Source organism: Thiohalocapsa halophila, from assembly GCF_016583825.1.
GTDB classification, from domain to species: Bacteria; Pseudomonadota; Gammaproteobacteria; order Chromatiales; family Chromatiaceae; genus Thiohalocapsa; species Thiohalocapsa halophila.
The window spans coordinates 1-23,162 of sequence record NZ_NRRV01000075.1; the positions used below are offsets into that span (position 1 = coordinate 1).

Here is a 23,162-nt window from a genome sequence, read left to right on the forward strand (position 1 = left end):
GGGTGGTGGGGCGGTCATGGTGCGCTCGCGCTCGTAGGTGACTTGCACGGCGTCGTCGCCCAGGAGCTGGGCCAGGCGCTTGAGGAGGGTGTTGTCGGGCTGCACGCGCCAGTTGTCGCCGAAGCGCAGGCGGCCCTCGCAGCCGGGGCGGCGGTAGGTGAGCCGCAACGGCGTGCCGTCGCCGCTGTAGGGCTGGAGCAGCGCGTGGAGCTGCTGCACGCGCTCGGCGCCTTGGGCGTGGGCTGCCGGGTCGGAGAGGTCCAGGGTGAGTGACAAGTACTCGGCGCGGGCGGCGCGGGCCTGCTCCAGGGTCTGGACGCTGCGGGCGATGAGCCCGATGCCGCCGGTGTACTCGTCGGGGCGCAGGTTGCCGCTGATGACCAGGATGGCGTCGGGCTGCAGCAGCTCCCGCGCCTCTTCGAAGACGTCGTTGAAGCAGGTGACCTCGATGCGCCCGGTGCGGTCGTCCAGCGTCAGCGAGGCCATGCGCCCGCGCGCCCCCTTGCGCACCTGGAGCTGGTGCACCAGCCCGGCGACGGTGCGCAGGTCGCGGTCGCCGCCGCGGAACTGGGTCACGGTCGGATCCGCCAGGGCCTGATTAGAGGCCAGCAGGTCGCCGATTCGCTGCGCCACCAGGACGTTCAGCTCGGCATCGAAGCGGTTGACGGGGTGGCCGGTGAGATACAGCCCCAGGGTCTCCTTCTCGCCCAGCAGGCGCTCGTCTTCGTCCCAGTCCGGCCAGGTCTGGGCGGCGAGCTGCGGATCGGGCTCGGCGGCTTCCGCAGGGTCCTCCAGCAGGGCGCCGAAGAGATCCGCCTGGCCGGCCGCCTGCTGCTCATGGTACTGCTCGGCGAGCTGGATGGCCGCCGGCAGCAGATTCATCAGCGTGGCGCGGCGCTCGCCCTTGCGCACGGCGGCCTCGTCCGCGGCACCGAGCCCGTCCAGCGCCCCGGCGCGAATCAGGGCCTCGAACACGCGCTTGTTGACCTTGTGCAGATCCACGCGCCGGCAGAGATCCCAGAGATCCGTGAACGCGCCGCCGCTGTTGCGCGCCTCCAGGATGGAAGCGATGGCGGACTCGCCGACGCCCTTGATGGCGCCGAGGCCGTAGACCACGGTGCCAGGCCCGTCGATGGTGAAGCGGTGCTCCGAGCGGTTCACCTTCGGCGGCTCCACGTCCAAGCCCTGGCTTCGACACTCGTCGATGAGCAGTACCACCTTGTCCGTGTTGTCCATATCCGCCGAGAGTACGGCGGCCATGAAGGCGGCGGGATAGTGTGCCTTGAGCCACAGGGTCTGGTAGGACACCAGCGCATAGGCCGCGGAGTGGGACTTGTTGAAGCCGTAGCCCGCGAACTTCTCCATCAGGTCGAAGATGTAGGTGGCAGTGCCGGCCTCGACGCCCCGCTCCACCGCGCCCTGCTCGAAGATGGCCCGCTGCTTGTCCATCTCCTCGACCTTTTTCTTACCCATGGCCCGGCGCAGCAGGTCCGCGCCGCCGAGCGAGTAACCTGCGAGCACCTGGGCGATCTGCATCACCTGCTCCTGATACAGGATGACGCCGTAGGTGGGCTTGAGGATGGGCTCCAGCTGCGGGTGCGGATAGGCGACATCGGCGCGGCCGTGCTTGCGGTCGCAGAAGTCGTCCACCATGCCGGACTGCAGCGGCCCCGGGCGGAACAGGGCCACCAGCGCCGTCATGTCCTCGAAACTGTCCGGTTGGAGCTTCTTGATCAGCTCTTTCATGCCGCGGGATTCCAGCTGGAACACGGCCGTGGTCTCGCAGCGCTGGAGCAGCGCGAAGGCACCCGGGTCCTTCGGGTCGATGAGATTGATGTCCAGCGGCTGCTCGCCGGCGGTCTTGCGCTCGGCGTTGATGGTGTCCAGCGCCCAATCGATAATGGTGAGCGTGCGCAGGCCCAGGAAGTCGAACTTCACCAGCCCCGCCTGCTCCACGTCGTCCTTGTCGTATTGCGTGACCAGGTTCTCGCCGCCGGGCTCGCAGTACAGCGGCGTGAAATCCGTCAGCTCGCCGGGGGCGATGACCACGCCGCCCGCGTGCTTGCCGGCGTTGCGCGCGACCCCCTCCAGCTTGCGGGCCATGTCGATGATGGCCGTCACCGCCTCGTCGTCCTTGTAGGCGGCGGCCAGGTCCTCGCTCTCCTCCAGGGCCTTGTCCAGCGTCATGCCGAGCTCAAAGGGCACCATCTTGGCGACCTTGTCCACGAAGCCGTAGGGATGGCCCAGCACCCGGCCCACGTCCCGCACCACGGCCTTGGCCGCCATGGTGCCGAAGGTGATGATCTGCGAGACCGCCCGGCGGCCGTACTTCTGCGCCACATACTCGATGACGCGGTCGCGGCCCTCCATGCAGAAGTCCACGTCGAAGTCCGGCATGGACACGCGCTCGGGGTTCAGGAAGCGCTCGAACAGCAGCTCGTGCTCCAGCGGGTCCAGGTCCGTGATCTTGAGCGCATAGGCCACCAGCGAGCCGGCACCGGAGCCCCGCCCCGGCCCCACCGGGATGCCGTTGTCCTTGGCCCACTGGATGAAGTCCGCGACGATCAGAAAGTAGCCCGGAAAGCCCATCTGGCAGATGACGGTAAGCTCCCGCTGCAGGCGCTCGTCATAGGGCTTGCGCTGCTCGGCGAAGTCCGGCGCGCTGCGATCGAAGGTCCGGTCCAGGCGCCACTCCAGCCCCTTGCGCGACTCCTCGGCGAAGAGCTCATCGATGGTCATGCCCGCGGGCACCGGCCAGGCGGGCAGGTAGTTCTTGCCGAGCTCAAGCTCCAGGTTGCAGCGCTTGGCGATCTCGACGGAATTGTCCAGCGCCTCCGGCAGGTCAGAGAACAGCAGCGCCATCTCCTTGGGCGTGCGCAGGTACTGCTCCGGGGCATGCAGGCGCGGGCGGCGCTTATCCGCCAGCGTCCAGCCGCCGTGGATGCAGGTGCGCACCTCGTGGGCGTCGAAGTCCTCGGCCTTGAGGAAGGCCACGTCGTTGGTGGCCACCACGGGCACGCCCTTGGCGATGGCGAGCTCCACGCTGGTCTCGATGCACTCCGCCTCGCCCTCGCGGCCGGTACGGGTCAATTCCAGGTAATAGCGCTCGCCGAAGGCGCCCAGCCAGGCATCCAGGCGCTGCTCGGCCTCCGCCCGGTGCCCGCCCACCAGCGCCCGGCCGACGTCGCCGCCGACACTGCCGGACAGCGCGATCAGCCCCTGATTGGCCTCCAGCACCCAGTCCCGCTGCACCCGGGCCACGCCCTGATGCTGGCCCTCCAGATAGGCCCGGGAGATGAGCCGGGTCAGGTTCTTGTAGCCGGCCAGGTCCTGCACCAAGAGCACCAGCCGGTGCGGCTTGTCCGGGTTGTTTGGGTCCTGCACGGCGACTTCCGTGCCGGCGATGGGCTTGATGCCGGCCCCGAGCGCCGCCTTGTAGAAGCGCACCAGACAGAACAGATTGGTGTGGTCGGTGACGGCGACCGCGGGCATGCCCGCGGCGGCCGCCGCCTTCACCAGCGGCTTGACGCGCACCAGACCGTCGCTCAGGGAGTACTCGGAGTGCAGGTGCAGATGGACGAAACTGGCTTCCATGGCGCTGGCTGGCTTGGCTGGTGGCGGGGGCGGCGGCCGTGTGGGGTGCGGCTACGGGCTGCGGCGCAGGCGGTGTGCACCGATACGGCGGCGGGCGGCGGCGAGCGCGATTCTAACCCGCCACCGCCGAGCCGTCGGCAGCCGACGCTCGCAGTGCACAGTGCAGGCACCTACGGTTAAGGCACGACCACTGCTGCGGCAATGGGGAAATGTCATATTGTCGGGCAGCAGCAACCGCTATCCTTGCAAGTAATGGGGGTTCAGCGGATGCCACCACGCGCCCCCAAAGCGCTCGCCGGCCGGGCCGTCCTCGCTGGGCAGCCCGGCCGGCCGCAGCCGCGCATTTCGCCGGCGGCTGCCAGCGACCGCAGCGGTTACTTGCCTGCGGTCAGCCCTCGGAACGGGCAGGACGCGGCCTCTGGAACGGGCAGGGCAAGAGGCCCAACAGCACCGGACGACCGTCGCATCCACCCCGTCCGGGTCGGGTGCAATGCAGTTCCTACTTGGGCGCGGTGGTGCGCAGCCCGGGTCGGTTAACCAGACGGCCGCACGGGAGCGCCGCACCGGCAGCGCCCGCACCCACCGGGCTTGCCGCAACCGCCGGCATGCCTAGATGCGCAGAACGACCACAAGAAGCCAGCCCCTCCCGAACCGTCACAGCTTACCGCGCCCCGGTGCCGCAACAGCCAGGTCCGTTGTCCCTGGACAGCGGCCACGCATGGCACCCCATGGGCGGCCCGGCGTACTGCCCAGCGCCGTCCACGCGCTGCTCTGTCTTGGTCTCTGTCTGCTGTTGCCACTGACCCCAGTCCGGGCCCATCCACCACCAGTCCCGGCTCCCGCGGAAGCCTGGCTCGCGCATTACCAGCAGCTCGCCGCCGCGCAGCCGGCACAGTGTCCGGCGGCACAGATCCCGACACCGCCGAAGGACATGCCGAGCCGCGCCTTCGGGTTCCCGGCCCTCGCGGCCACCAGCCGCGCCGAGCCCGGCATCATCTATTCCAAAGACGCCCTGCTGGAGCACCTGCTCGTGCTCAGCCGCGACGCTGACGGCTGCGTCCATGCCGCGACCTCCGGCCGGCTGCTGCCATTCAACAGCCGCGCGGTTGCCAGCCCCTTTGCCAATCTCCGCATTCCGGCCGAGCTGGGCGACACGCCGCCGGTGGCCATCGTCTCCGACGCCAAGTCCATTCGCTCCTGGATCCGCTACCAGCCGGAATCCGAGCTCCGCGCCCGTGCCGCGCTGCACTGGACGCTGCTCGGCGGCTACACCGGCATGCTGGCGGTCTTGCTCATCGTCGGGCTCGGCTTCGTCGCCTGGCGCCGCAACGCCTTCGCACTGGCCTATGTCATCTATCTTGCGGCACTGCTGCTCTACCACTTGCAGGCTCTCGGGGTCGGGCCCGCCTGGCTACCCTTCTGGCCCGCCCCGGAGCACGCCCGGCTCGTGCAGGCGGTGGCCATCGCGCTCCTGGTGCCCAGCATAGTGGGCGTGGTGCTGGCCTTCCTGGTCCCGCGCCGGCCGCTGGCGCTAATGATCGCCGGCGGCACGGCACTGGCCATGGCGGCATTTGTGGCTTCGGCCTGGACCGATTGGGGGTATCGGGCGGGGGCCCTGATCTTCGCCGCGCTCACAGTGCTGGTGTTGCTGCTGCTGTGGCGGAGACTGCACCACCCGGACCCGGCGCTGCGCTGGTTCGCAGCCGGGCTCGCTGCCTCTATCATCGGCGGCGGGCTCCAGGCTACCTCCGCCGTGGCCGTCGACGCCAACCTGCCCGCCGCCCTGTCCGTGGCCTTTCCGGTGGGCAACCTGGTGGAGGCCCTCTGCTGGCTGGTGGCGCTGACGCTCCAGTTCCGCAGCGAGTATCAGCGCGACCGCCAGCGCCTGTGGTCCGCAGCCCACCAGGACCCGCTCACCAACCTCTACAACCGCCAATGGCTGCGCCAGCGCATTGCAGCTGCGCTGGCCACAGCCGCACGCCGGCCCGGGGCAAGGTGCCAGCTGCTGCTACTGGACCTGGACTGCTTCAACCGCGTCAATCAACGCTGCGGCCATGCCGGCGGCGACGCGGTGCTGCGTCAGGTGGGTCAGAGCCTGCTCGAGCTGCTGGAGCCCGGCGAGGCCGCCGGGCGCTTCAGCGGCGACGAATTCCTGCTGCTGCTGCGCCCAGGGCGCGACCCGTGCGCCGCGGAGGGCCGTGCCGGCAGCATCCTGACCAAGCTCGCCGAGCCGCTGCGCTGCGGTGCCCGCATGGTCTCGCTGCGCGCGAGCATCGGCATTGTCACCCTGCACGCCGGCTATGCACAGGTGGACGACGCCATCGCCGACGCCACCCTCGCCCAGGAAGCCGCCCGCCGCCAGGGCGGACACCGCGCCGTGCGCTTCGCCAAGTCCATGCGGCGCACACACAAAGAACAAGCGCGCCTGCGCGACGAGCTGGCGCAGGCCCTGGAGCGCAATCAATTCTTGCTCCACTACCAGCCGGTTGTGGACTTGGACACAGGGCGCGCCATCGGCTTCGAGGCCCTGCTGCGCTGGCAGCATCCCAACCGCGGCCTGCTGCCCGCCGCACAGTTCGTGCCCGTGGCGGCCACCGGCGGCTTGATTCGGGCCCTCGGCTATCAGGTAGTGCAGCTCGCTTGTGCCCAGCTGCAGGACTGGCAGCAGCGATGCGGCTGGTACGGCGGTGAGTATCTCAGCATCAACCTGTCCGCCGAGCAGCTCGGCGACGAGCAACTGCTGACGGAGATCCGCGCCGCGCTGGACAGCAACGGTCTCGACCCCAGCGCCCTGCGCTTGGAAATCCCGGAAGCCGCCCTCGCCAGCGAGACGCCGGAGGTCCGGGCCTGGCGCGCCCGCGTGCTGGGCCAGCACCTGCTGCTGTGCATCGACGGCTTCGGCGCCGGTCAGACGCCCCTCGACGCCCTAGCCGACCTCGCCTTCGACAGCATCAAGCTCGACGCCACCATGGCCCCCGGCGTCCTCCACCAGGGCCGCGCCCAGAGCCTGGTGCAGGCCGGTGTGGCCCTGGGCACCCAGTTCAGCTGCCTGGTGGTGGCCAAAGGGATCGAAAGCAGCGAGCAACTGCAGTGCTTCCGGCGCTTGGGCTGCAGCTATGGCCAGGGTGATTACCTGGCCGCCGCCATGCCGGCGGCGGCCGTCTCCGACTGGGCGGCCCTCTTGCAGACCGGCGCACCGGCAGACGCCATGGGCTACTCGGGCTTCCGCCTGCACTGATGCCATGCCGCAGCCGGCGCGCGCAGCCAGCGCTGACTGTCACAGCGACCAACGGGTCAGCTGCGGCTCCCTGATGAGCGTCGCCCAGGCCCGAGCCTGCGGCGGACTGCGCTGTCGTCCGACCGCCGGACTGTCCGCGCTTGTCCTCAAGGCACTACCGCCTATTCCTCCACCTCCACCATGGCGCCGCGGCCGTCCGGCATCTGCACCAGCACCAGCTTGCCGAGCGTCGGGTGGCGGACCGTGATGACCGTGAAGGCGGGAAAGCTGCGCTCCGTTACCACCCTGCCCTCGTCTTTGAGGTCCGCGATAACCTGTGCTTCCGCCTCGATGATGCGCATGGCTTTGCTCCTGGGTGTGTCAAGGAGATCTGCACCGCAGCACTGCCCGACGGCCAGCAGTCCGGCGGCGATACCGACAGCCTGGAGCACGAAGCCCCGCTGACCACTTGCGTTTAGCACAACCCGGCCGCGGGCGCCAGACACCGCACGCTGCGCGCGCCCACGCGCCGAGCACGGTATCTGCCAAGAGCAGCGAGCTTCTCGCCACCGGAGAAGCCGCATTCCTGCTGCGGACAATCGGCAAGCGCTCTGGAAGTCGTCGCGGCCAGAGGCCGCTCCCACGGGCAGTAGTCGCGATGTGGGAGCGGCATCCTTGCCGCGACGAACCGCTGCCGGCGCTCTGGAAGCCGTCGCGGCCAGAGGCCGCTCCCACGGGCAGCAACCGCGCCGTGGGAGCGGCATCCTTGCCGCGACGAACCGCTGCCGCCGCTCTGGAAGTCGTCGCGGCCAGTGGCCGCTCCCACAGGCAGCAGTCGCGATGTGGGAGCGGCATCCCTGCCGCGACGACACCGCTGCCGCCGCTCAGGAAGTCGTCGCGGCCAGTGGCCGCTCCCACGGGCAGCAATCGCGCTGTGGGAGCGGCATCCTTGCGGCGAGGAGCCGCTGCCGGCGCTCTGGAAGCCGTCGCGGCCAGAGGCCGCTCCCACGGGCAGCAGTCGCGCTGTGGGAGCGGCATCCTTGCCGCGACGAACCGATGCCGGCGCTCTGGAAGCCGTCGCGGCCAGAGGCCGCTCCCACAGGCAGCAGTCGCGATGTGGGAGCGGCATCCCTGCCGCGACGACACCGCTGCCGCCGCTCTGGAAGTCGTCGCGGCCAGTGGCCGCTCCCACGGGCAGCAGTCGCGCCGTGGGAGCGGCATCCTTGCCGCGAGGAGCCGCTGCCGGCGCCCTGGAAGCCGTCGCGGCCGGAGGCCGCTCCCACGGGCAGCAGTCGCGCTGTGGGAGCGGCATCCTTGCCGCGACGCAGTGCTGGCGGCGCTCTGGAAGTCGTCGCGGCCAGAGGCCGCTCCCACGGTGGCTGCGCTAGCGCCGATAGCCGCTCAAGCGCCGGTTGTATCGCCACTTGCGATGCATCTTGTGCGCAGCGGCCACGCGGCGCAGCACTTCCAGCATATGCTTCGCGCGTGACGCGCGGTCCAACCGCGGCGCCGCTTCCCGGCAGGCGGCACTCAGGCGTGCGCGCAGCAGCGTGTCCTGCTGCAGACGCAACAGCTGCTGCGCGAGGACATCCGTGTCGCCGCTGTGGCACACCATCCCGACGCCCTCGCGCGTCACAAGGTCGGCCGTTTCGCCCTGGAATCCGACCACCACGGGCACGGCGGCGCCAACGCAGTCGTACACCAGCGGCGGCACGCGCGGCAGGGCTTCGTCCCCGGCAACCACCACACAGGCATCCAGCGCTGCCACCGTTTCCGGCTGCAAAGCCGGTTGCTCGGCCCCGCCGACCGGATCAGCCGCAGCACAGCCGCCGCCGCAATCCGAGCTTTCGGACTCCACGCCCGCCGCCGGGCCGTCACCTGCGCCAGGCGCCAAGGCCACCATCCGAAACGGCGACTGGCCACCGGCACCATCCACCTTGTCGACGACCGCCGCGGCAAGCTTGTCAGCACGCGTACCGGCACCGACGTCGGACCAGCCGACGACAAAAGGCTCATCGGCCTTCCGTCCTGGGGCTGCCCGCCCAACCTGGCGGAGCGCGCTACAGCGATCCCAATCCAAGCCGTCCGCCACCACCTCGACCTTCGTTGGCTGAACGCCGAGCTCGACCAGTGCATCCCGCAGCGAGCGGCTGGCCGCGATGGCCATATCCGCTGCCTTGCAGAACCACAGCTCGCGCGCTGCCCCGCCAACTGGGGCGGCAGGCGGCTGTGTGTCGGGCTCGCCGTGCAGCGGGTCGTGCAGCACCTCCAACACCAGTGGTCGCCGGCGCATCCGGCTCAACAATAGGGCGGCCCAGCGCACGCGCACATCCGACGTCGCACAGAGCACGACGTCGACAGCGCCGACCCGCAGCCCGGCCAGTAGCAAACGCAGGGTCGGGCCAAAGCCGTTCTCCCAGCGCGCCCACCAGCTGCGGGGCGAGCGCGCCGAGCGCTGCAGGCGAGCCATCCGAACCTTGCCCCGCCGGGAAGCGCGCGTACGTCTCCGCGGGCCGGCTGCCGACTCGCCAGCACAAGGGACGTCCGGGGGACTCACAACGACACTGACTTTGGCGCCCGCCTCGGTCCAGTAGTGGCTGTGTGCACCCAAACGCGCCGCGTCGGCACCCGCATCGGGAGGGAAAGCATCCGTGACAATCAGAAGGTGCATCGTCCTCGAAGCGAGAGTCCGTCGGCCGGCCCGTGCCATGTTACCCCGGCGGTGAACGAATGGGCGTGTAGTGATGTAAAGCCGACTGCCGAGCCGGTGCCTCGGCCCACTGCCGCGAGCGGCTGTCCGGCGTCACCGGCGCGCCGGCAGGGCTCGGCCGGGCCTGCGGGCGAAAGATCTCGGCTGTGCGCAAGCTCACGGCTCGCACTCGGCGATTACAAAAACCTCTTGACGAACACGTTTGCGTCAAAGGCCAAGCATTCAACCGCCGCTGCAACGCTCTTATGCCCAACCCCTGACCCAATAGACAAGGAAACCCAGGTACTCCTTGAAAGCCCGGGAGCTGTCGGCAAGCGCTTGGGCATCGGGCAGCCAGTCGAGGATGGTCACCCGCCGGCGCGCGACCACCTCGTAGTCCGTCGGCGCCGGAATCACCTCCAGCCCCACGGCCCGGAAGGCCGCCGCCGCCCGCGGCATGTGCAGCGCCGAGGTTACCAGCAACACGCGCGAGAAGCCCCGCGCGCCCGCCAGCCGGCGCACCTCCACCGCATTGCCGCGGGTCGTGGCGCTGCGGCCCTCCAGCAGCACATGGGCTCGGCCGACCCCCAGATCCCGCAGAAACGCCAGCATGGACTGCGCCTCTGGCGGCTCCTCGGACCGCCATGCGAGCCCGCCGCCGGAGACCACCACCACCGGCGCCTTGTCGGCCAGCAACAGCCGGGCCCCATGCCACACCCGATCCGCCGCACTGTTCAGGTCCGGCAACAGCCGCGGTGCCACGACACCGCCCATGCCACCGCCGAGCACGACGATGGCTTCCGCCCTCGGCATGGCCGCGACCGGCACCGGCGGATAACGCCCCTCCAGCGTCCCCCGTACCCAGCCCGAAAACACGGGCAGCGACCAAAGCACCGCCCAAGCCACTCCCAGAGCCAACAAGCCGAGCCCGAGCCGCAGCCGCTGCAGACCCAACAACACCGCACCCAGCGCCACCAACACCAGCGCCAGATTCACCGGCATGGCCAGCTGCGTGAGTACTTTAGTGAGCATCGCAATCAATCCAAGCTCTGCTTCGCGGATCTGCCGCAGCATACGGCGACATCGGCAAGCAGAGCTTGCGGCGCAGCGTCGCGAAGCAGAGCTTCGCGACGAGGTGAGGAGGTAAAGGAGGTGAGGAGATAAAGGAGTTGCCAAGGTGCGAAGATGTACAGTCTGACTCTTGAGGTACCGCCGTAGCGCGGATTCACCTCTCACCACGGTCTGTCAGCGGCTCAGACATCGAGCGAATCGACGTCCGTGGAGTCGTGATAGACCTCGATGCCTAGCTTATCGGCCACTTGGCGCGCCCGCGGGTCGACCATCGGCGAGATGACGATCAGCCGCTGCGCCTGGCGCTGGTGGCGCGCCTCATACCAGCGCGCCTTGCGCTCAAAGCTGTACATGCCGGCTTTGTCGATCGACGACTTCAGCTCACAGATCAGCAGGATGCCGTTCTTGATAATCACGTCGAGCTCGATCTGCTCCGGGCGCCCGAACACGGTGCCGTCATCATCGAATTCGTTGACGTTGATGACCTCCACGCCGAAGTTTTCCTCCAGGATACCGGCCAGCGCGTTACGAAATGCCCGCTCGGACTGAATGCCCCAGCGCGCACCGAGCGCGCCGATACTGCGGTCGAACTTCCTGGCCTGCGCCATGATCTCTTCGTGCACGCGGTCGAAGTGCCGGTTGCTTTCCTCCCACTTGCGCGCCTGCTCGTCCCATTTGTGCGACTGCGCCTCGCGGTCGCGCTCGGCCTCAGCCTTCTGCTCCTCCCACTTGCGCGCCTGTTCGTCCCACTTGTGCGACTGCGCCTCGCGGTCGCGCTCGGCCTCAGCCTTCTGCTCCTCCCACTTGCGCGCCTGTTCGTCCCACTTTTTTGCCTGCGCCTCGCGGTCGCGCTCGGCCTCGGCCTTCTGCTCCTCCCACTTGCGCGCCTGCTCTGCGCGGTCGCGCTCGGCCTCGGCCTTCTGCTCCTCCCACTTGCGCGCCTGTTCGTCCCACTTTTTCGCCTGCGCCTCGCGGTCGCGCTTGGCCTCGGCCTTCTGCTCCTCCCACTTGCGCGCCTGCTCTGCGCGGTCGCGCTCGGCCTCGGCCTTCTGCTCCTCCCACTTGCGCGCCTGCTCTGCGCGGTCGCGCTCGGCCTCGGCCTTCTGCTCCTCCCACTTGCGCTCCTGCGCCTCCCACTTGCGCATGCTCTCCTCGCGGTCACGCCGAAGCTCCCCGAGCATGGCGTGAAACCAATCTTCGGTCTCACCACGCGACGGGTGGTGCTGGCGCGTGAGCTCCAACACATACGCACGGAAATCGGGATCCGAGCGCAGCAGCTCCGGCAGCTCGCGCTTGATCGCCTCTTTTAAAGAATCCGCGGTCATCGTTCCCCTATTGCATCAACCAACCAGCTCACCCGTCATCCCGATACAGCTCCAACACCCGTCGCACATACCGCTGCGTCTCCGGATACGGCGGAATGCGGTTACTGTGCGCCGCCACCGCCCCCTCGCCGGCATTGTAGGCGGCCAGCACCAAGGACAGATCGCCGTCGAACCGCCCCATCAGCCAACGCAGATACCGCGCCCCGCCGCGCATGTTCGCCGACGGATCGAAGACGTCCGCCACCCCGAAGCGCTCGGCGGTGGCGGGCATCAGCTGCATCAGCCCCTGCGCCCCCTTCTCGGAGACCGCCCGCGCGTTGTAACCGGACTCCACCACGATCACCGCGTCCAACAGATCCGGGTCCAGCTCCTCCGTGCGGGCAATGGCCACCAAGCTTGAGCGCAGCGCCCGCCGCGCCGCGGCGTCATAACCCGCCACATAGGCACCCGACACATCCCGGGAGCGCTTGGAGCGCAAATGCGGATAGCCCCGATAAGCGCGCGAAAGCCGCCGATAGTAACCGCTGCCCTCCAGCCGATCCGCAATCGCCCGCGCCTTGTCCGACACGCGAATCAGCCGTGCCGGCCGATCCTTGTCGCAAGCAGCCAGCGGCACCAGCGCCGCACCTGCACCATGAACCGGATCAAGCTCGCCCGCGCCAACCCCCGGCAGCCCGCAGCACAGACCCAGCCACAGCACCCCCTGCAGCCATCGGCGATCTCTCAGCATATCTACCCCCATCGACCGCGCCGTACACCTCAGCGCCCATTGAACCAAAAATGACCGGGCCAAGGTGCTCCTCGACTTGAAAAAGTTAGGGTCACTGTCACCGTATTTCGCGCCCCGTTCGGACTGTGGGAGCGGCCTCTAGCCGCGACTGCCGCCTCGGCGCCCCGTCGCGGCGGGGACGCCGCTCCCACAGCGCCGCGCTCGGCCCGTGGGAGCGGCCCCTGGCCGCGACTGCCGCCTCAACGCCCAGTCGCGGCGGGGACGCCGCTCCCACAACGCCCCGCGCGGCCCGTGGGAGCGGCCTCTGGCCGCGACTGCCACGTCAGCGCCCAAGTCGCGGCGGGGACGCCGCTCCCACAGCGCCCCGTTCGGCCTGTGGGGGGCGGCCTCTGGCCGCGACTGCCGCCTCGGCGCCCAGTCGCGGCGGGGACGCCGCTCCCACAGCACCCTCGGTGCGCACGCTTCGCGCGCACACTCGACCCCGTCTGCCGTAAGACTCAGCGCCTGCCGCGAGGCCGCCTTCCCGGCGCCGGATTCCGGCTTCCCGGCCGGAATGACGGAGGGATGTCGGCTCATCAGAAGAAGCTTGCTAATCAGGACGACTGGAACATGAGTCAGCCGTGGGGTTGCGCGCGGCAACGCCGGGCTTGTGCGCCTCGGGCTTGTGCAGGACGGCATCGAGGTCGTGTGCGCAGCTGGGGCTTATTTCCTTGAGCGCAGCAGGTTCTTTGCGATCGTATAGCAATGCAATGCGACGGGTACCATATCCCCAACGCCGCTGCCGCCGAGCCGCTCGCGATGAAACGCATACGCGGATAGCTGTCGACCAACGACTTGAGGTGTACCTCCCAATCCTTGTGATACTGCACCTCATCGAACAGCACCCACAGCTGCCGATCGTCTGCATGGCCCTGCGTAGTGCTAAACAAGCGCACCATGCTCTCGAGGCTGCGTCCGGAGTACAGCGGCGTATCCAGCGAGGCGTAGAGGATATCGGTCCCGACGACGCCGTCATCGAGCAGCCGCTGCACCAGATGTTTCAACATCACCGTCTTGCCAACGCGGCGAGGCCCGATCAGCACCACCGCCCGACGCACATCCGGGCTCAGCGCCAGCTGGCAGAAGTGCGGGAAATACGCGCGCCGCGGCCATCCGGCCTCCACCTGATCGATGCCTGCGCCGGCGCGCCACCAAGGGTTATCAGCACCAAGCCGACGCTGAACCTCTTGGATGGGGATATCCAGCTGTGATGCCATAAAAGCGGGCTTCAACCCTTAAACTGTCACATTAAGCACTAACGGGTAATCTTAATCGCGCAGGTAAAAGAAAACAAATCCAAGACAGACACTTACGCGGTTGCAGTTGCATGCAGCCGGACACAAGGGGGGCGAGCGATGCCGCAGCGTAAGCAAGCTCGCGGACGGCTGTCGCGGTTTTGTTGCCAGGGAGGCCGCCTTCCCTGCGCTGGATTCCGACCCCCCGGCCGCAATGACCGCGGACGTCCCAATCGACCCCGGCCGCTTTCCCGCTCCCTCTTCCGCCCCCTCCTCCGCTCAAGCCCGCACAATATGCGCAGCCGCCTCGCGGTAGCGCCCGCGGGTGTCGACGATGAGCGGCGCGTGCGCCTTGATCAGCTCGTAGTCGAAGCGGTCGTGGTCCGTCGCCAGCAGCACACAGTCCGCGGCGGCCAGGGTCTCCGGGGTCAGCGGCACCGACTCCAGATCGAAGTCGTGCTTGCGCATGGGCAAAAAGCGCGGCACGTGCGGGTCCGAGTCGCTGATCTCGGCGCCCTTCGCCTGCAGCAGCTCCATCAGCACCATCGACGGCGACTCGCGCCGGTCGTCGACGTTCTTCTTGTAGGCCAGGCCCAGCACCAGGATGCGGGCGCCCTTCACCGCCTTGCCGCGCTCATTGAGCGCATCCACCACCTTGGCCACCACCCACTGCGGCATGCTGGTGTTCACCTCACCGGCCAGCTCGATGAAGCGGGTGTTGAGCCCGTACTCCCGCGCCTTCCAGGTCAGATAGAAGGGGTCGATGGGGATGCAGTGCCCGCCCAGACCCGGCCCCGGGTCGTAGGGCGTGAAGCCGAAGGGCTTGGTCGCCGCCGCCCGGATCACCTCGTGGATGTCGATGCCCATGCGCTCGCAGACCACCTTGAGCTCGTTGACCAGGCCGATGTTGACGGCGCGGTGGATGTTCTCCAGCAGCTTGGTCATCTCCGCCGCGCGGGTCGACGACACCGGCACCACGGCCTCGATCACAACTCCGACCACTCGGGCAGGCGCAGGGCGTAGGGTGGACAAGCGCAGCGCAGTCCACCAGCTTACCGGCGCTCCCGGGGTGGACTTCGCTGTCGCTCGTCCAACCTACCACTACTGGTCGCGCTAACGATCAAGCCGCGCGGGCGCACCCTGCGTCCCCGGGGCTGCCAGCCCTGATTTCGTCAGGCCAGGATGGCCTGACTACCCAGTCAGCACCACCAGTCAGCACCAAAGGCGGTCGGAGTTATGATCAAGGCCGGCACCACCGACTCGATCACCTGGCCGTAGAGCGCCATGAGCAACAGGCCCTATTGCATAGCAGGTTCATTGTATCGACCCGCCAAGACCGGCGGGCGACAGCGCCCGGACACGGCACCGCCCCGGGGAACAGATTACCGGCTACTGCCTCACAAACAGCTGCGGCACCTTCGACAGATTCTTCCAAGCCAGGGCCCCCACCCCGCCCACGCCATTCGCCCGCAGGGCCTGGTAATCTTCCCAGGACTTGCGCATCACCTGCCGCAGCGAGCGGTTACTCGCCCCGCCCACGCGCATGCGCACCAGCACCTGCGGCAGGTACACCACCCGGCCCGAGAGCTGGGAGAGCACCCGCAGCATCAGGTCATAATCCGCCGCAATCCGATAGCGCGTGTCGAACAGCCCAAAGCGCTCATACACCGAGCGGCGCAGAAACAGCGTCGGATGCGGCGGCATCCACCCCCGGCGCAACCGCCCAGGCCGAAACGCCCCGGCACGCCAATAGCGGATCACCCGCCCCAGGTCGTCCTTGGCCACGTATACCAGGTCACCGTACACCGCATCCACCGCCGGGTCCGCAAAGGCGTCGGCCACCCGCGCCAAAACGTGCGTGTCGGCATACACATCATCCCCGTGCAGCAGACCCACCGCCTCCCCGCTCGCCCGCGCAAGCCCTTTGTTCAGCCCGGAGTAAATGCCGTCGTCCGGCTCGCTCACCAGCGCGGCCAGCCCTGCCTCGTGTGCCCGCAACACCTCCAGGGTCCCGTCCGTACTCGCCCCGTCGATGACAATGTGCTCCCGCTCCGCCAGCGACTGCCCCGCCACCGACCCCAAGCAATCGCCAATGGTATCCGCGCAGTGATAGGTCGCCGTCACCACAGAGATCTTCATGCTGCACTCCCCCCAAGCGCCCAAACAAAAAAGCCGGGCATGTGCCCGGCTTTTGCAAACTCCGACGTCGGCAATAGGCTATTGCGTCGCCCACGCTAGCCGGCGAGCTCCGCAGCTTCGCACCGTTTCCGCTAGGCCCGAGCCTAACAAGCGCGGCCGGTCGGCACCGCGTAAGCATCGCCCTCGGCGCGAGCAGCCGCCCGGGGTGCAGGCACGGCCCGTCGCGGCGGGGACGCCGCTCCCACAGTGCACCGCTCGGCCCTGTGGGAGCGGCCTCTGGCCGCGACTGCCGCCTCAGCGTCGAGTCGCGGCGGGGACGCCGCTCCCACAGTGCACCGCTCGGCCTGTGGGAGCGGCCTCTGGCCGCGACTGCCACCTCGGCGCCCGGTCGCGGCGGGGACGCCGCTCCCACAACGCCCCGCTCGGCCTGTGGGAGCGGCCTCTGGCCGCGACTGCTGTCTCGGCGCCCGGTCGCGGCGGGGACGCCGCTCCCACAGCGCCCCGCTCGGCCTGTGGGAGCGGCCTCTGGCCGCGACTGCCGCCTCAGCGCCCGGTCGCGGCGGGGACGCCGCTCCCACAGCGCCCCGCTCGGCCTGTGGGAGCGGCCTCTGGCCGCGACTGCCGCCTCGGCGCCCCGTCGCGGCGGGGACGCCGCTCCCACAGCGCCCCGCTCGGCCTGTGGGAGCGGCCTCTGGCCGCGACTGCCGCCTCGGCGCCCAGTCGCGGCGGGGACGCCGCTCCCACAGCGCACCGCTCGGCCTGTGGGAGCGGTCTATGGCCGCGACTGCCGCCTCTGTGCTCAGTCGCGGCGGGGACGCCGCTCCCACAGGGCGACGGCAGCGCCGTCGGTCAAGTCCGTTTGAGCAACTGCTCAAAGTACGCAATGGTCGGCGCCAGCCCCTCCAGCAGCGTCACCGTCGGCGTCCAGCCCAGGCGCTCGCGCGCCAAGGCGATGTCCGGTTGGCGCTGCCGCGGGTCATCCTCGGGCAGCGGCGCATGTACCAGCTGCGAACCGGACCCGGTCAGCTCCTTTACCGCCTCCGCGAGCTCGATCATGGTGGATTCCCCCGGATTGCCCAGGTTCACCGGCCCCACCAGCTCGTCCGGGCTGTCCATCAGCCGCACGAAGCCCTCCACCAGATCATCCACATAGCAGAAAGAGCGCGTCTGGGCGCCGTCGCCATACAGGGTGATCGGCTGGCTCTGCAACGCCTGCATAATAAAGTTCGAGACCACCCGCCCGTCGTTGGGGTGCATCCGCGGCCCATAGGTGTTGAATATCCGCGCCACTTTCACCCGCAGCCCGTGCTGACGCCAGTAATCGAAAAACAGGGTCTCCGCGCAGCGCTTGCCCTCGTCGTAGCAGGAGCGCGGGCCGATGGGGTTGACGTTGCCCCAGTAATGCTCCGGCTGCGGGTGCACCGTCGGGTCCCCGTACACTTCACTGGTGGAGGCCTGAAAGATCTTCGCCTTCACCCGCTTGGCGAGCCCCAGCATATTGATGGCGCCGTGCACACTGGTCTTGGTGGTCTGCACTGGGTCGGTCTGGTAGTGCACCGGCGAGGCCGGACAGGCCAGGTTGTAGATCTCGTCGACCTCCACATACAGCGGGAAAGTCACGTCATGCCGCAACAGCTCGAAGTAAGGATTGTCGAGCAAATGCGCGATGTTGTCCTTGGTGCCGGTAAAGAAATTGTCAACGCAGAGCACATCATGGCCATCGGCCAGCAAGCGCTCGCACAGATGGGACCCCAGAAAGCCGGCGCCACCGGTGACCAGAACGCGTTTGCGCAGGGCATAGTGCATTGCTGTCAAGTCGTCCTCGACTTAGGAATACAAATCCACCGAGTCAGCCTCGCGCCCAACACGGCACCCAAGGCGTAGTGTGGAAAATCCAACCAGGAGAAGGTGCTGCCGAGCAGCGCATGCCCCAGAAAATTCGCTCGTATCGGCTCCAACCAAAGCGGATGCCAGAGCTGCAGAAGCTCGAGCAGGGCGGTCAGGACTAGCACCGCCAACGACACCCGCAGCAGCCAGTGTGCAGGTGCAAGAGCCATCGCCAGCACGATCCAGAACGCCACATAGAGCACGCCGCCGAGTGAGCCGGCAACCCAGGCGCTGGCCGGGCCGGCATAGAGCTTCGTCCAGAGCCCCAGCGGTACCAACGCCCCACAGAGCGCCAGGCAACGCAATCCGCTCACTGAGAAGGCTCCGCGCTCACTGGACACCATCACCTTCTGCGCACGAAGACCTCAGGACCGCCACCGTACCTGCACCAAATACACCAGAGCCTCCTTCGCCGCCAGCCCGCTCGCCTCGAGCACGCCAGCACTCGGCAACCAGCGGCACGGCCCTGGCCCCCGCGCACCAAAGACCGAGCAAGCATTGCGTACCACCCCCGCGCCGGCACTTCGGCGTAGGTCGGGCCGACGCCAGGAGGCCCGACAATCCAGCCCGCACAATATGCGCAGCCGCGTCGCGGTAGCGCCCGCGGGTGTCGACGACGAGCGGCGCGCGCGCCTTGATCAGGTTGTAGTCGAAGCGGTCGTGGTCCGTCGCCAGCAGCACACAGTCCGCGGCGGCCAGGGTCTCCGCGGTCAGCGGCACCGACTCCAGATCGAAGTCGTGCTTGCGCATGGGCAAAAAGCGCGGCACGTGCGGGTCCGAGTCGCTGATCTCGGCACCTTTGGCCTGCAGCAGCTCCATCCGGCCTCGGTCAGCACAGCGTCGACGACCTACAGCTGACAAGCTGAGCGAATCGAGTGAACGGAAGACGCTCGGCAACAGGTAATCGTGCGCGTGCCACTCAGGCGCTGCCCCAACGCCCAACCCACCTCGGAATCTCGCTGCCGCCGTGGACGTCGGCGGCGTCCGCGCCTGCAGACGGGTATCGGTGTTGTCATCGCCGAGCGGCTACGCAGCGTCCTTGGCAACCGCGATACCTGTGAGGCGCGTTTCTTTGCCGTTTCTGTATTGACTTACTTACTGCTGCTCGCTGTGGCGGCCCACCAGAGCAAGGCGCCGTTCGCGTTGCAGAGGACCGCCGGCACCGCGATGGGCCACAACAATGCTCGCAGCGCCTCGGTCGGGCCGCATCGAGCGCGGGGCGACGCGACACGCATCGCCGACGCGCCTGACAGCGAAGCACAGCACCGAGGCGCTCGCGCCCGCCCTGCGGGTGGAACGCAGCGCAGCGGGAATCCGCCGCTCAAAGCGCCACACCGGCGCCGAGGCGGAAGCGCCAGCCGGTGGGCACGCGTGCACACGGCGTCGAGGTCACGGACGTACAGCGTGTCGCCGGCGTGGTGACCACGCAAAAGAGAATGCGCTTATCATAGTAGTCACAAACCATCGAAGGTCACTGAAGATGCGGGTCGCCATCCGCGAACTGAAAGCCCATTTCTCGCGCATCCTGTCCCACGCCCAGGGCGGGGAGCCGATTGAGGTCACCTCGCACAACAGGTTGATCGCCCGTATCGTCGGGATCCTGGGCGGCACGGCTGACGGCCTGCGTGCGCCGATCGCCAACGGTACCCTTTCCTGGAACGGCCGCAAGCCGCGGCCGGCGGCGCCGGTCGAACTGACCGCGCAGGGCACCCCCGTCAGCCGAATGGTCTCGGAGGATCGCGGTTGATCCTGTTGTGCGACACCTCCGCGCTGGTCAAGCTCTACATTCGCGAGGCGTTCAGCGATGACAGCATCCAACTCGCCGCAGCGCACATCTTGTCCAATGCCAGTCCAGAACCGGTCCAGTTCGCCTGCTTCGATCGCCGCCTGAGCAACGCCGCACGGATACTGAGCCTAGAACCGCCCTTCGCCGCCGGTCCGAGCTGACAACAGCGCGACCGGGGCCATGTCGCGGCGCACCTCGCGCGGTGCGCTCAACGCGCGGCCGGCGTGGCACCGATCCCCACCGCTCACACCCACTCCCGTCGTCCCGGCCGGGAAGCCGGGACCCAGGCCAGGGTCGGTAGGCTTGCGGTTCACTCCTGAGGCGCCGTGCCGGCTGAGGGATTGCCGGTCCCTGGCCTGGATTCCGGCTTCCCGGCCGGAATGACGTTCCCTTCCGCTCAGAGCGCCACGCCGGTGCCCAGGCGAAAGCGCCGGGCGGTGCGCACGCGCTCGCGCAGGGCCTCGAGGTCCCGCACATAGAGCGTGTTGCCGGTACCCTTCGGCCCCTCGGCCAGCGGCGCCAGACGGCGCGCAAAGGGCTCGTAGCCGCAGGCGGTGAAGCCCACCTCCAGCATCCTCCGGTGCAGCGCGGCATCATCGAAGCCGTAGCGGGCGCCGCTGCCGTTCAGATCCATCACCACCGCCAGCAGCCCCGGCGCGGACAGGGTGCGCTCGGCGCCGCCCAGCACCTCGGTCTCGTAGCCCTCGACGTCCAGTTTGATCACGGCCTGCACCTCGCCTGCCAGCACCGCGTCCAGCGTCGCCTGTCTCCCGCCTTGGGGGCACTTCCTCGGCATCGGCCGCAGACTCCTCACCAGCCGCGGCGACGTGCTTGACCGCATCCACCGCCCCGGTGAAGCGCAGCCGCCCGGCCGCCCGCCCGAGCCCCAGGTCCAGCGCCCGCACCTGACCCTCGAGCCCCTGGACGGCGCGGTTGCGCTGCGGCCAGGCGAAGGTCGCCGGAATCGGCTCCGCCGCAAGGGCCCGCGCGCCGGCGGCTGCGCCCAGCAGCGTGTCGGCACCCACGTTGGCGCCGACATCGGCGAACGGGGCCTCCGGGCGCAGGGCATGCAGCAGCAGCGCCATGTCGGCCTCGTGCCGGCCGCGGTCGGCGTTGCGTGTGGCACCCACCCTCCCCGGGTGCACCAGCGGCCCGATCTTATCGACGCAGGTGGTCGAGGGCTGCGCGTTGGTGTCTCCCCCGCCTGTTCGCCGGTCCCTGGCCTGGCTGCCCGCATTCCGGCCGGAATGACAGATGGCGCATCGTCGAGCGCCGCCGCCGGGCGGTCCATCCCCCGCATCCAGCCCTCGCTTGGGTGCGTCGGGTTTGCGATCTGGCCGCCTGAGGCTAGACTTCCGGTCGATGGATGACGTCGCCACGCCGCACGACACCTACTTCCGCGAGAGCTTCAGCCGCCGCGAAGTCGCCCTGGACTTTCTGCGCGCGCAGCTCCCGGCAGGACTGCTCGCCGAGCTCGCTCTGGACAGCCTCACGATCGCCAAGGACAGCTACGTCTCTCGCGAGCTGCGCGCGAGCTTCTCGGACCTGGTCTACCGGGTCAGACATGTTGGCGGAGAGCTGTCCATCTACCTGCTGTTCGAGCACAAGGCCGTTGCGGAGTACTGGACGCTGCTGCAGCTGCACCGCTACATCGGCGCCGAGGGCGAGCAGTATCGCAAGCAGCACCCGCAAGCGCGCACCCTACCGCCCGTGTACCCGCTGGTCATCTACCACGGCAAGCGCCAATGGAAGGCGCCGGCCTCGTTCCACGACATCGTTGCCCCGCTGCCGGCCGCGCTGGAGCCCTTCGTGCCGAGCTTCACCTACCAGCTGGTCGACCTGTCGGAGCGCACCGACGCCGAGATCAAAGGTGCGGTGCTCGCCAGGCTGGTGCAGTTGGCGCTGCGCTGGATCTATAGCGACAAGCCGACCGAGCGCCTACGCGAGCTCCTCGAGCTGATCGAACAGATCGAAGACCGCCAGACGGCGGTGGAGATCCTGGAATCATTGCTGCGCTACTACGTCCAAGGGACCGGTCGCCTCGACGAGCCCGAGGTCCGGCAACTGCTGCAACAGACATCGACCGGAGACCCCATCATGCAAACCTTCATCGACCGCTACATCGACCAAGGCCGTGAGCAGGGCCGTGAGCAGGGCCGTCAGCAAGGTCGCCAACAGGGCGAGGCCGCGGTGCTGCTGCACCTGATCGAGCGCAAGTTCGGCACCCCAAGCCAGGCCGTTCGCGAGCGTGTCGCTGCCGCCGACAGCGACACGTTACTGACCTGGTCCGAGCGCATCCTGACGGCCGAGTCGGTGGAGGCCGTGCTGCACTAACCTCGCATCGGCGCTAGTCAAGGGCATAAAGCGGTCCGCCGATCGAGCGGATCGCCCGACCCACCGGGTCCGGCAATCGCGCGCCAGGTCGCCGTCATCCCCTCGTCCAGCGCCGGGCCTGGCCCCGTCTCGCCCTCAACGATAGCGAGCCACCAAGATCGATCGCGTTGACACGGAATCGCCGGTCACGATCGCCCGGAACGACCGGTTGCGATCAAGCGGGAAGGCCGGTCCCGATGCGCCGTGATGCGCAGCCTCATAGCCTCAGGCATTGAGGTCTAGCACGGCCGAGTGCGATGTAGCGCAGCATCGTCGAACCCGTCGCGCGCCCCTCTGCCGTCGAGCTCCATCACCACGCCATCAGGCCGGGCGCGGCCAGAGTAAGGTTGGCGCTGACGGCGGCCAGCACCTCGGCCGCGTCGCCCTCGACGTCCAGCGTGAACAGCGCCGGCGCTTCACCGGCCGGCACCGCATCCAGCGGCGCCTCTCCGCTCCCTAGTCCCACCCCGCGGCAGCCACCTCCTCCGGCATCGGCGGCCGACTCCCCACCGGCGGCGGCGACGTGCTTGACCGCATCCACCGCCCCCGTGAAATGCAGCTGCCCGGCCGCGCGCCCGAGCCCAAGATTCAGCGTCCGCACCCGCCCGTCGAGCCGTGGAAGAACACGGGCCGATTAAAACGCCCCTGTGCTGACCCCGTCCTGCCCGAACGCCTTCGGGGAGACTTGACCCCGCATCCGCGGCGACGGCTCAGCGAGACCCCGCGTCTGCCGACTGCACCGGATCGGCCGCCCGACCGTCCCGCTCGATGCACAGCACCGCTTCCGTGCCTTCCCCGCCCTGACGAAACGCCGGGCCGTCTTGAATAGATATCAAGGCGCCGCAGAGCGCCGAGCCTTCGATCCCCGAACCCCTTGTGCATCGGGCGACCTGACCCCTAGCGTCATGTGCATCGGGCGACCTGACCCCTAGCGTCAGCGTAAGCAAGCTCGCGGACGGCTGTCGCGGTTTTGTTGCCAGGGAGGCCGCCTCCCCTGCGCTGGATTCCGACTGCCCGGCCGCAATGACCGGGGACGTCCAAACCGACCCCGGCCGCTCTTCCAGCCCCTTTCCCGCC

General features: G+C 68.7%; 17 protein-coding genes and 1 pseudogene. 4 read left to right on the forward strand and 14 right to left on the reverse strand.

The annotated features are described in order from the left end of the window. Nucleotides 1-3,594 (reverse strand): DNA polymerase III subunit alpha (gene dnaE / locus CKO31_RS21750; RefSeq protein WP_200241445.1); only part of this gene is annotated, 3,594 nt, incomplete at its 3' end. 718 nt (nucleotides 3,595-4,312) lie between these two features. Here dnaE and CKO31_RS21755 point away from each other — a divergent pair. After that, a complete protein-coding gene (locus CKO31_RS21755; protein WP_200241448.1) occupies nucleotides 4,313-6,832 on the forward strand; it encodes a putative bifunctional diguanylate cyclase/phosphodiesterase in 2,520 nt (839 codons plus the stop codon). Between the two features lie 161 nt (nucleotides 6,833-6,993). Here the strand turns inward: CKO31_RS21755 and CKO31_RS21760 are convergent, their stop codons facing one another. From CKO31_RS21760 to CKO31_RS27315, 11 genes and pseudogenes are all read right to left on the reverse strand, one after another. Further along, a complete protein-coding gene (locus CKO31_RS21760) occupies nucleotides 6,994-7,173 on the reverse strand; it encodes a hypothetical protein (protein ID WP_200241451.1) in 180 nt (59 codons plus the stop codon). A 1,022-nt stretch (nucleotides 7,174-8,195) separates the two neighbouring features. Beyond that, nucleotides 8,196-9,482 (reverse strand): glycosyltransferase, encoded by a 1,287-nt coding sequence (locus CKO31_RS21765; protein ID WP_200241454.1) that lies wholly within the window; start codon nucleotides 9,480-9,482, stop codon nucleotides 8,196-8,198. 282 nt (nucleotides 9,483-9,764) lie between these two features. Beyond that, nucleotides 9,765-10,532, reverse strand: a complete 768-nt coding sequence (locus CKO31_RS21770) for a YdcF family protein (RefSeq protein ID WP_242475571.1) — start codon at nucleotides 10,530-10,532, stop codon at nucleotides 9,765-9,767. Between the two features lie 221 nt (nucleotides 10,533-10,753). Then, complete coding sequence (locus CKO31_RS21775) at nucleotides 10,754-11,716, reverse strand: PD-(D/E)XK nuclease family protein (RefSeq protein WP_200241457.1); 963 nt, start codon at nucleotides 11,714-11,716, stop codon at nucleotides 10,754-10,756. A 208-nt stretch (nucleotides 11,717-11,924) separates the two neighbouring features. Beyond that, nucleotides 11,925-12,626 carry a lytic transglycosylase domain-containing protein gene (locus CKO31_RS21780; RefSeq protein ID WP_242475572.1) on the reverse strand — a complete coding sequence of 234 codons (702 nt, stop codon included), beginning with the start codon at nucleotides 12,624-12,626 and terminating at the stop codon, nucleotides 11,925-11,927. 614 nt (nucleotides 12,627-13,240) lie between these two features. Then, complete coding sequence (locus tag CKO31_RS21785) at nucleotides 13,241-13,882, reverse strand: ATP-binding protein (RefSeq protein ID WP_200241462.1); 642 nt, start codon at nucleotides 13,880-13,882, stop codon at nucleotides 13,241-13,243. A 297-nt stretch (nucleotides 13,883-14,179) separates the two neighbouring features. Continuing rightward, nucleotides 14,180-14,887, reverse strand: a pseudogene (locus CKO31_RS21790) (nucleotide sugar dehydrogenase); the annotation flags it as partial. Nucleotides 14,888-15,289: 402 nt separating this feature from the next. Then, the gene (locus CKO31_RS21795; RefSeq protein ID WP_200241464.1) at nucleotides 15,290-16,039 is read right to left on the reverse strand and encodes a glycosyltransferase family 2 protein; all 750 of its coding nucleotides are present in this window, start codon (nucleotides 16,037-16,039) and stop codon (nucleotides 15,290-15,292) included. Between the two features lie 849 nt (nucleotides 16,040-16,888). Beyond that, a complete protein-coding gene (locus CKO31_RS21800) occupies nucleotides 16,889-17,845 on the reverse strand; it encodes a UDP-glucuronic acid decarboxylase family protein (protein ID WP_200241501.1) in 957 nt (318 codons plus the stop codon). A gap of 5 nt (nucleotides 17,846-17,850) precedes the next feature. Beyond that, nucleotides 17,851-18,240, reverse strand: a complete 390-nt coding sequence (locus CKO31_RS21805; RefSeq protein WP_200241466.1) for a ribosomal maturation YjgA family protein — start codon at nucleotides 18,238-18,240, stop codon at nucleotides 17,851-17,853. A gap of 16 nt (nucleotides 18,241-18,256) precedes the next feature. Continuing rightward, nucleotides 18,257-18,745 (reverse strand): UDP binding domain-containing protein, encoded by a 489-nt coding sequence (locus CKO31_RS27315; RefSeq protein WP_200241468.1) that lies wholly within the window; start codon nucleotides 18,743-18,745, stop codon nucleotides 18,257-18,259. Nucleotides 18,746-19,406: 661 nt separating this feature from the next. Between CKO31_RS27315 and CKO31_RS21815 the strand changes: the two genes are divergently transcribed. Together CKO31_RS21815 and CKO31_RS21820 are read left to right on the forward strand one after the other, a co-directional pair. Then, nucleotides 19,407-19,673: a type II toxin-antitoxin system Phd/YefM family antitoxin gene (locus CKO31_RS21815; protein WP_200241469.1), complete on the forward strand. Its 267-nt coding sequence runs from the start codon at nucleotides 19,407-19,409 to the stop codon at nucleotides 19,671-19,673. Next, nucleotides 19,670-19,873 (forward strand): PIN domain-containing protein, encoded by a 204-nt coding sequence (locus CKO31_RS21820; protein ID WP_200241472.1) that lies wholly within the window; start codon nucleotides 19,670-19,672, stop codon nucleotides 19,871-19,873. Before CKO31_RS21815 ends, CKO31_RS21820 begins: the two co-directional genes overlap by 4 nt. A gap of 236 nt (nucleotides 19,874-20,109) precedes the next feature. On the opposite strand, the gene CKO31_RS21825 is transcribed toward CKO31_RS21820, so the two are convergent. Beyond that, entirely contained in the window at nucleotides 20,110-20,508 is a 399-nt protein-coding gene (locus CKO31_RS21825; RefSeq protein ID WP_200241473.1) for an FkbM family methyltransferase, read from the reverse strand. Between the two features lie 566 nt (nucleotides 20,509-21,074). Here CKO31_RS21825 and CKO31_RS21830 point away from each other — a divergent pair. After that, complete coding sequence (locus CKO31_RS21830) at nucleotides 21,075-22,046, forward strand: Rpn family recombination-promoting nuclease/putative transposase (RefSeq protein ID WP_200241476.1); 972 nt, start codon at nucleotides 21,075-21,077, stop codon at nucleotides 22,044-22,046. Between the two features lie 349 nt (nucleotides 22,047-22,395). Here the strand turns inward: CKO31_RS21830 and CKO31_RS21835 are convergent, their stop codons facing one another. After that, on the reverse strand, nucleotides 22,396-22,686 hold the full coding sequence (locus tag CKO31_RS21835) for a hypothetical protein (protein ID WP_200241479.1): 291 nt from the start codon (nucleotides 22,684-22,686) through the stop codon (nucleotides 22,396-22,398). Between the last annotated feature and the right edge of the window lie 476 nt (nucleotides 22,687-23,162).

Bases quoted from the DNA above. Each gene is read 5' to 3' on its own strand.
- CKO31_RS21800 (WP_200241501.1), bottom strand. From the start codon at position 17,845: ATGCACTATGCCCTGCGCAAACGCGTTCTGGTCACCGGTGGCGCCGGC.
- CKO31_RS21815 (WP_200241469.1), top strand. From the start codon at position 19,407: ATGCGGGTCGCCATCCGCGAACTGAAAGCCCATTTCTCGCGCATCCTG.
- CKO31_RS21765 (WP_200241454.1), bottom strand. From the start codon at position 9,482: ATGCACCTTCTGATTGTCACGGATGCTTTCCCTCCCGATGCGGGTGCC.
- CKO31_RS21795 (WP_200241464.1), bottom strand. From the start codon at position 16,039: ATGAAGATCTCTGTGGTGACGGCGACCTATCACTGCGCGGATACCATT.
- CKO31_RS21775 (WP_200241457.1), bottom strand. From the start codon at position 11,716: ATGCGCAAGTGGGAGGCGCAGGAGCGCAAGTGGGAGGAGCAGAAGGCC.
- CKO31_RS21755 (WP_200241448.1), top strand. From the start codon at position 4,313: ATGGCACCCCATGGGCGGCCCGGCGTACTGCCCAGCGCCGTCCACGCG.
- CKO31_RS21760 (WP_200241451.1), bottom strand. From the start codon at position 7,173: ATGCGCATCATCGAGGCGGAAGCACAGGTTATCGCGGACCTCAAAGAC.
- CKO31_RS27315 (WP_200241468.1), bottom strand. From the start codon at position 18,745: ATGGAGCTGCTGCAGGCCAAAGGTGCCGAGATCAGCGACTCGGACCCG.
- CKO31_RS21785 (WP_200241462.1), bottom strand. From the start codon at position 13,882: ATGGCATCACAGCTGGATATCCCCATCCAAGAGGTTCAGCGTCGGCTT.
- CKO31_RS21830 (WP_200241476.1), top strand. From the start codon at position 21,075: ATGGATGACGTCGCCACGCCGCACGACACCTACTTCCGCGAGAGCTTC.
- CKO31_RS21825 (WP_200241473.1), bottom strand. From the start codon at position 20,508: ATGCCGAGGAAGTGCCCCCAAGGCGGGAGACAGGCGACGCTGGACGCG.
- CKO31_RS21770 (WP_242475571.1), bottom strand. From the start codon at position 10,532: ATGCTCACTAAAGTACTCACGCAGCTGGCCATGCCGGTGAATCTGGCG.
- CKO31_RS21780 (WP_242475572.1), bottom strand. From the start codon at position 12,626: ATGCTGAGAGATCGCCGATGGCTGCAGGGGGTGCTGTGGCTGGGTCTG.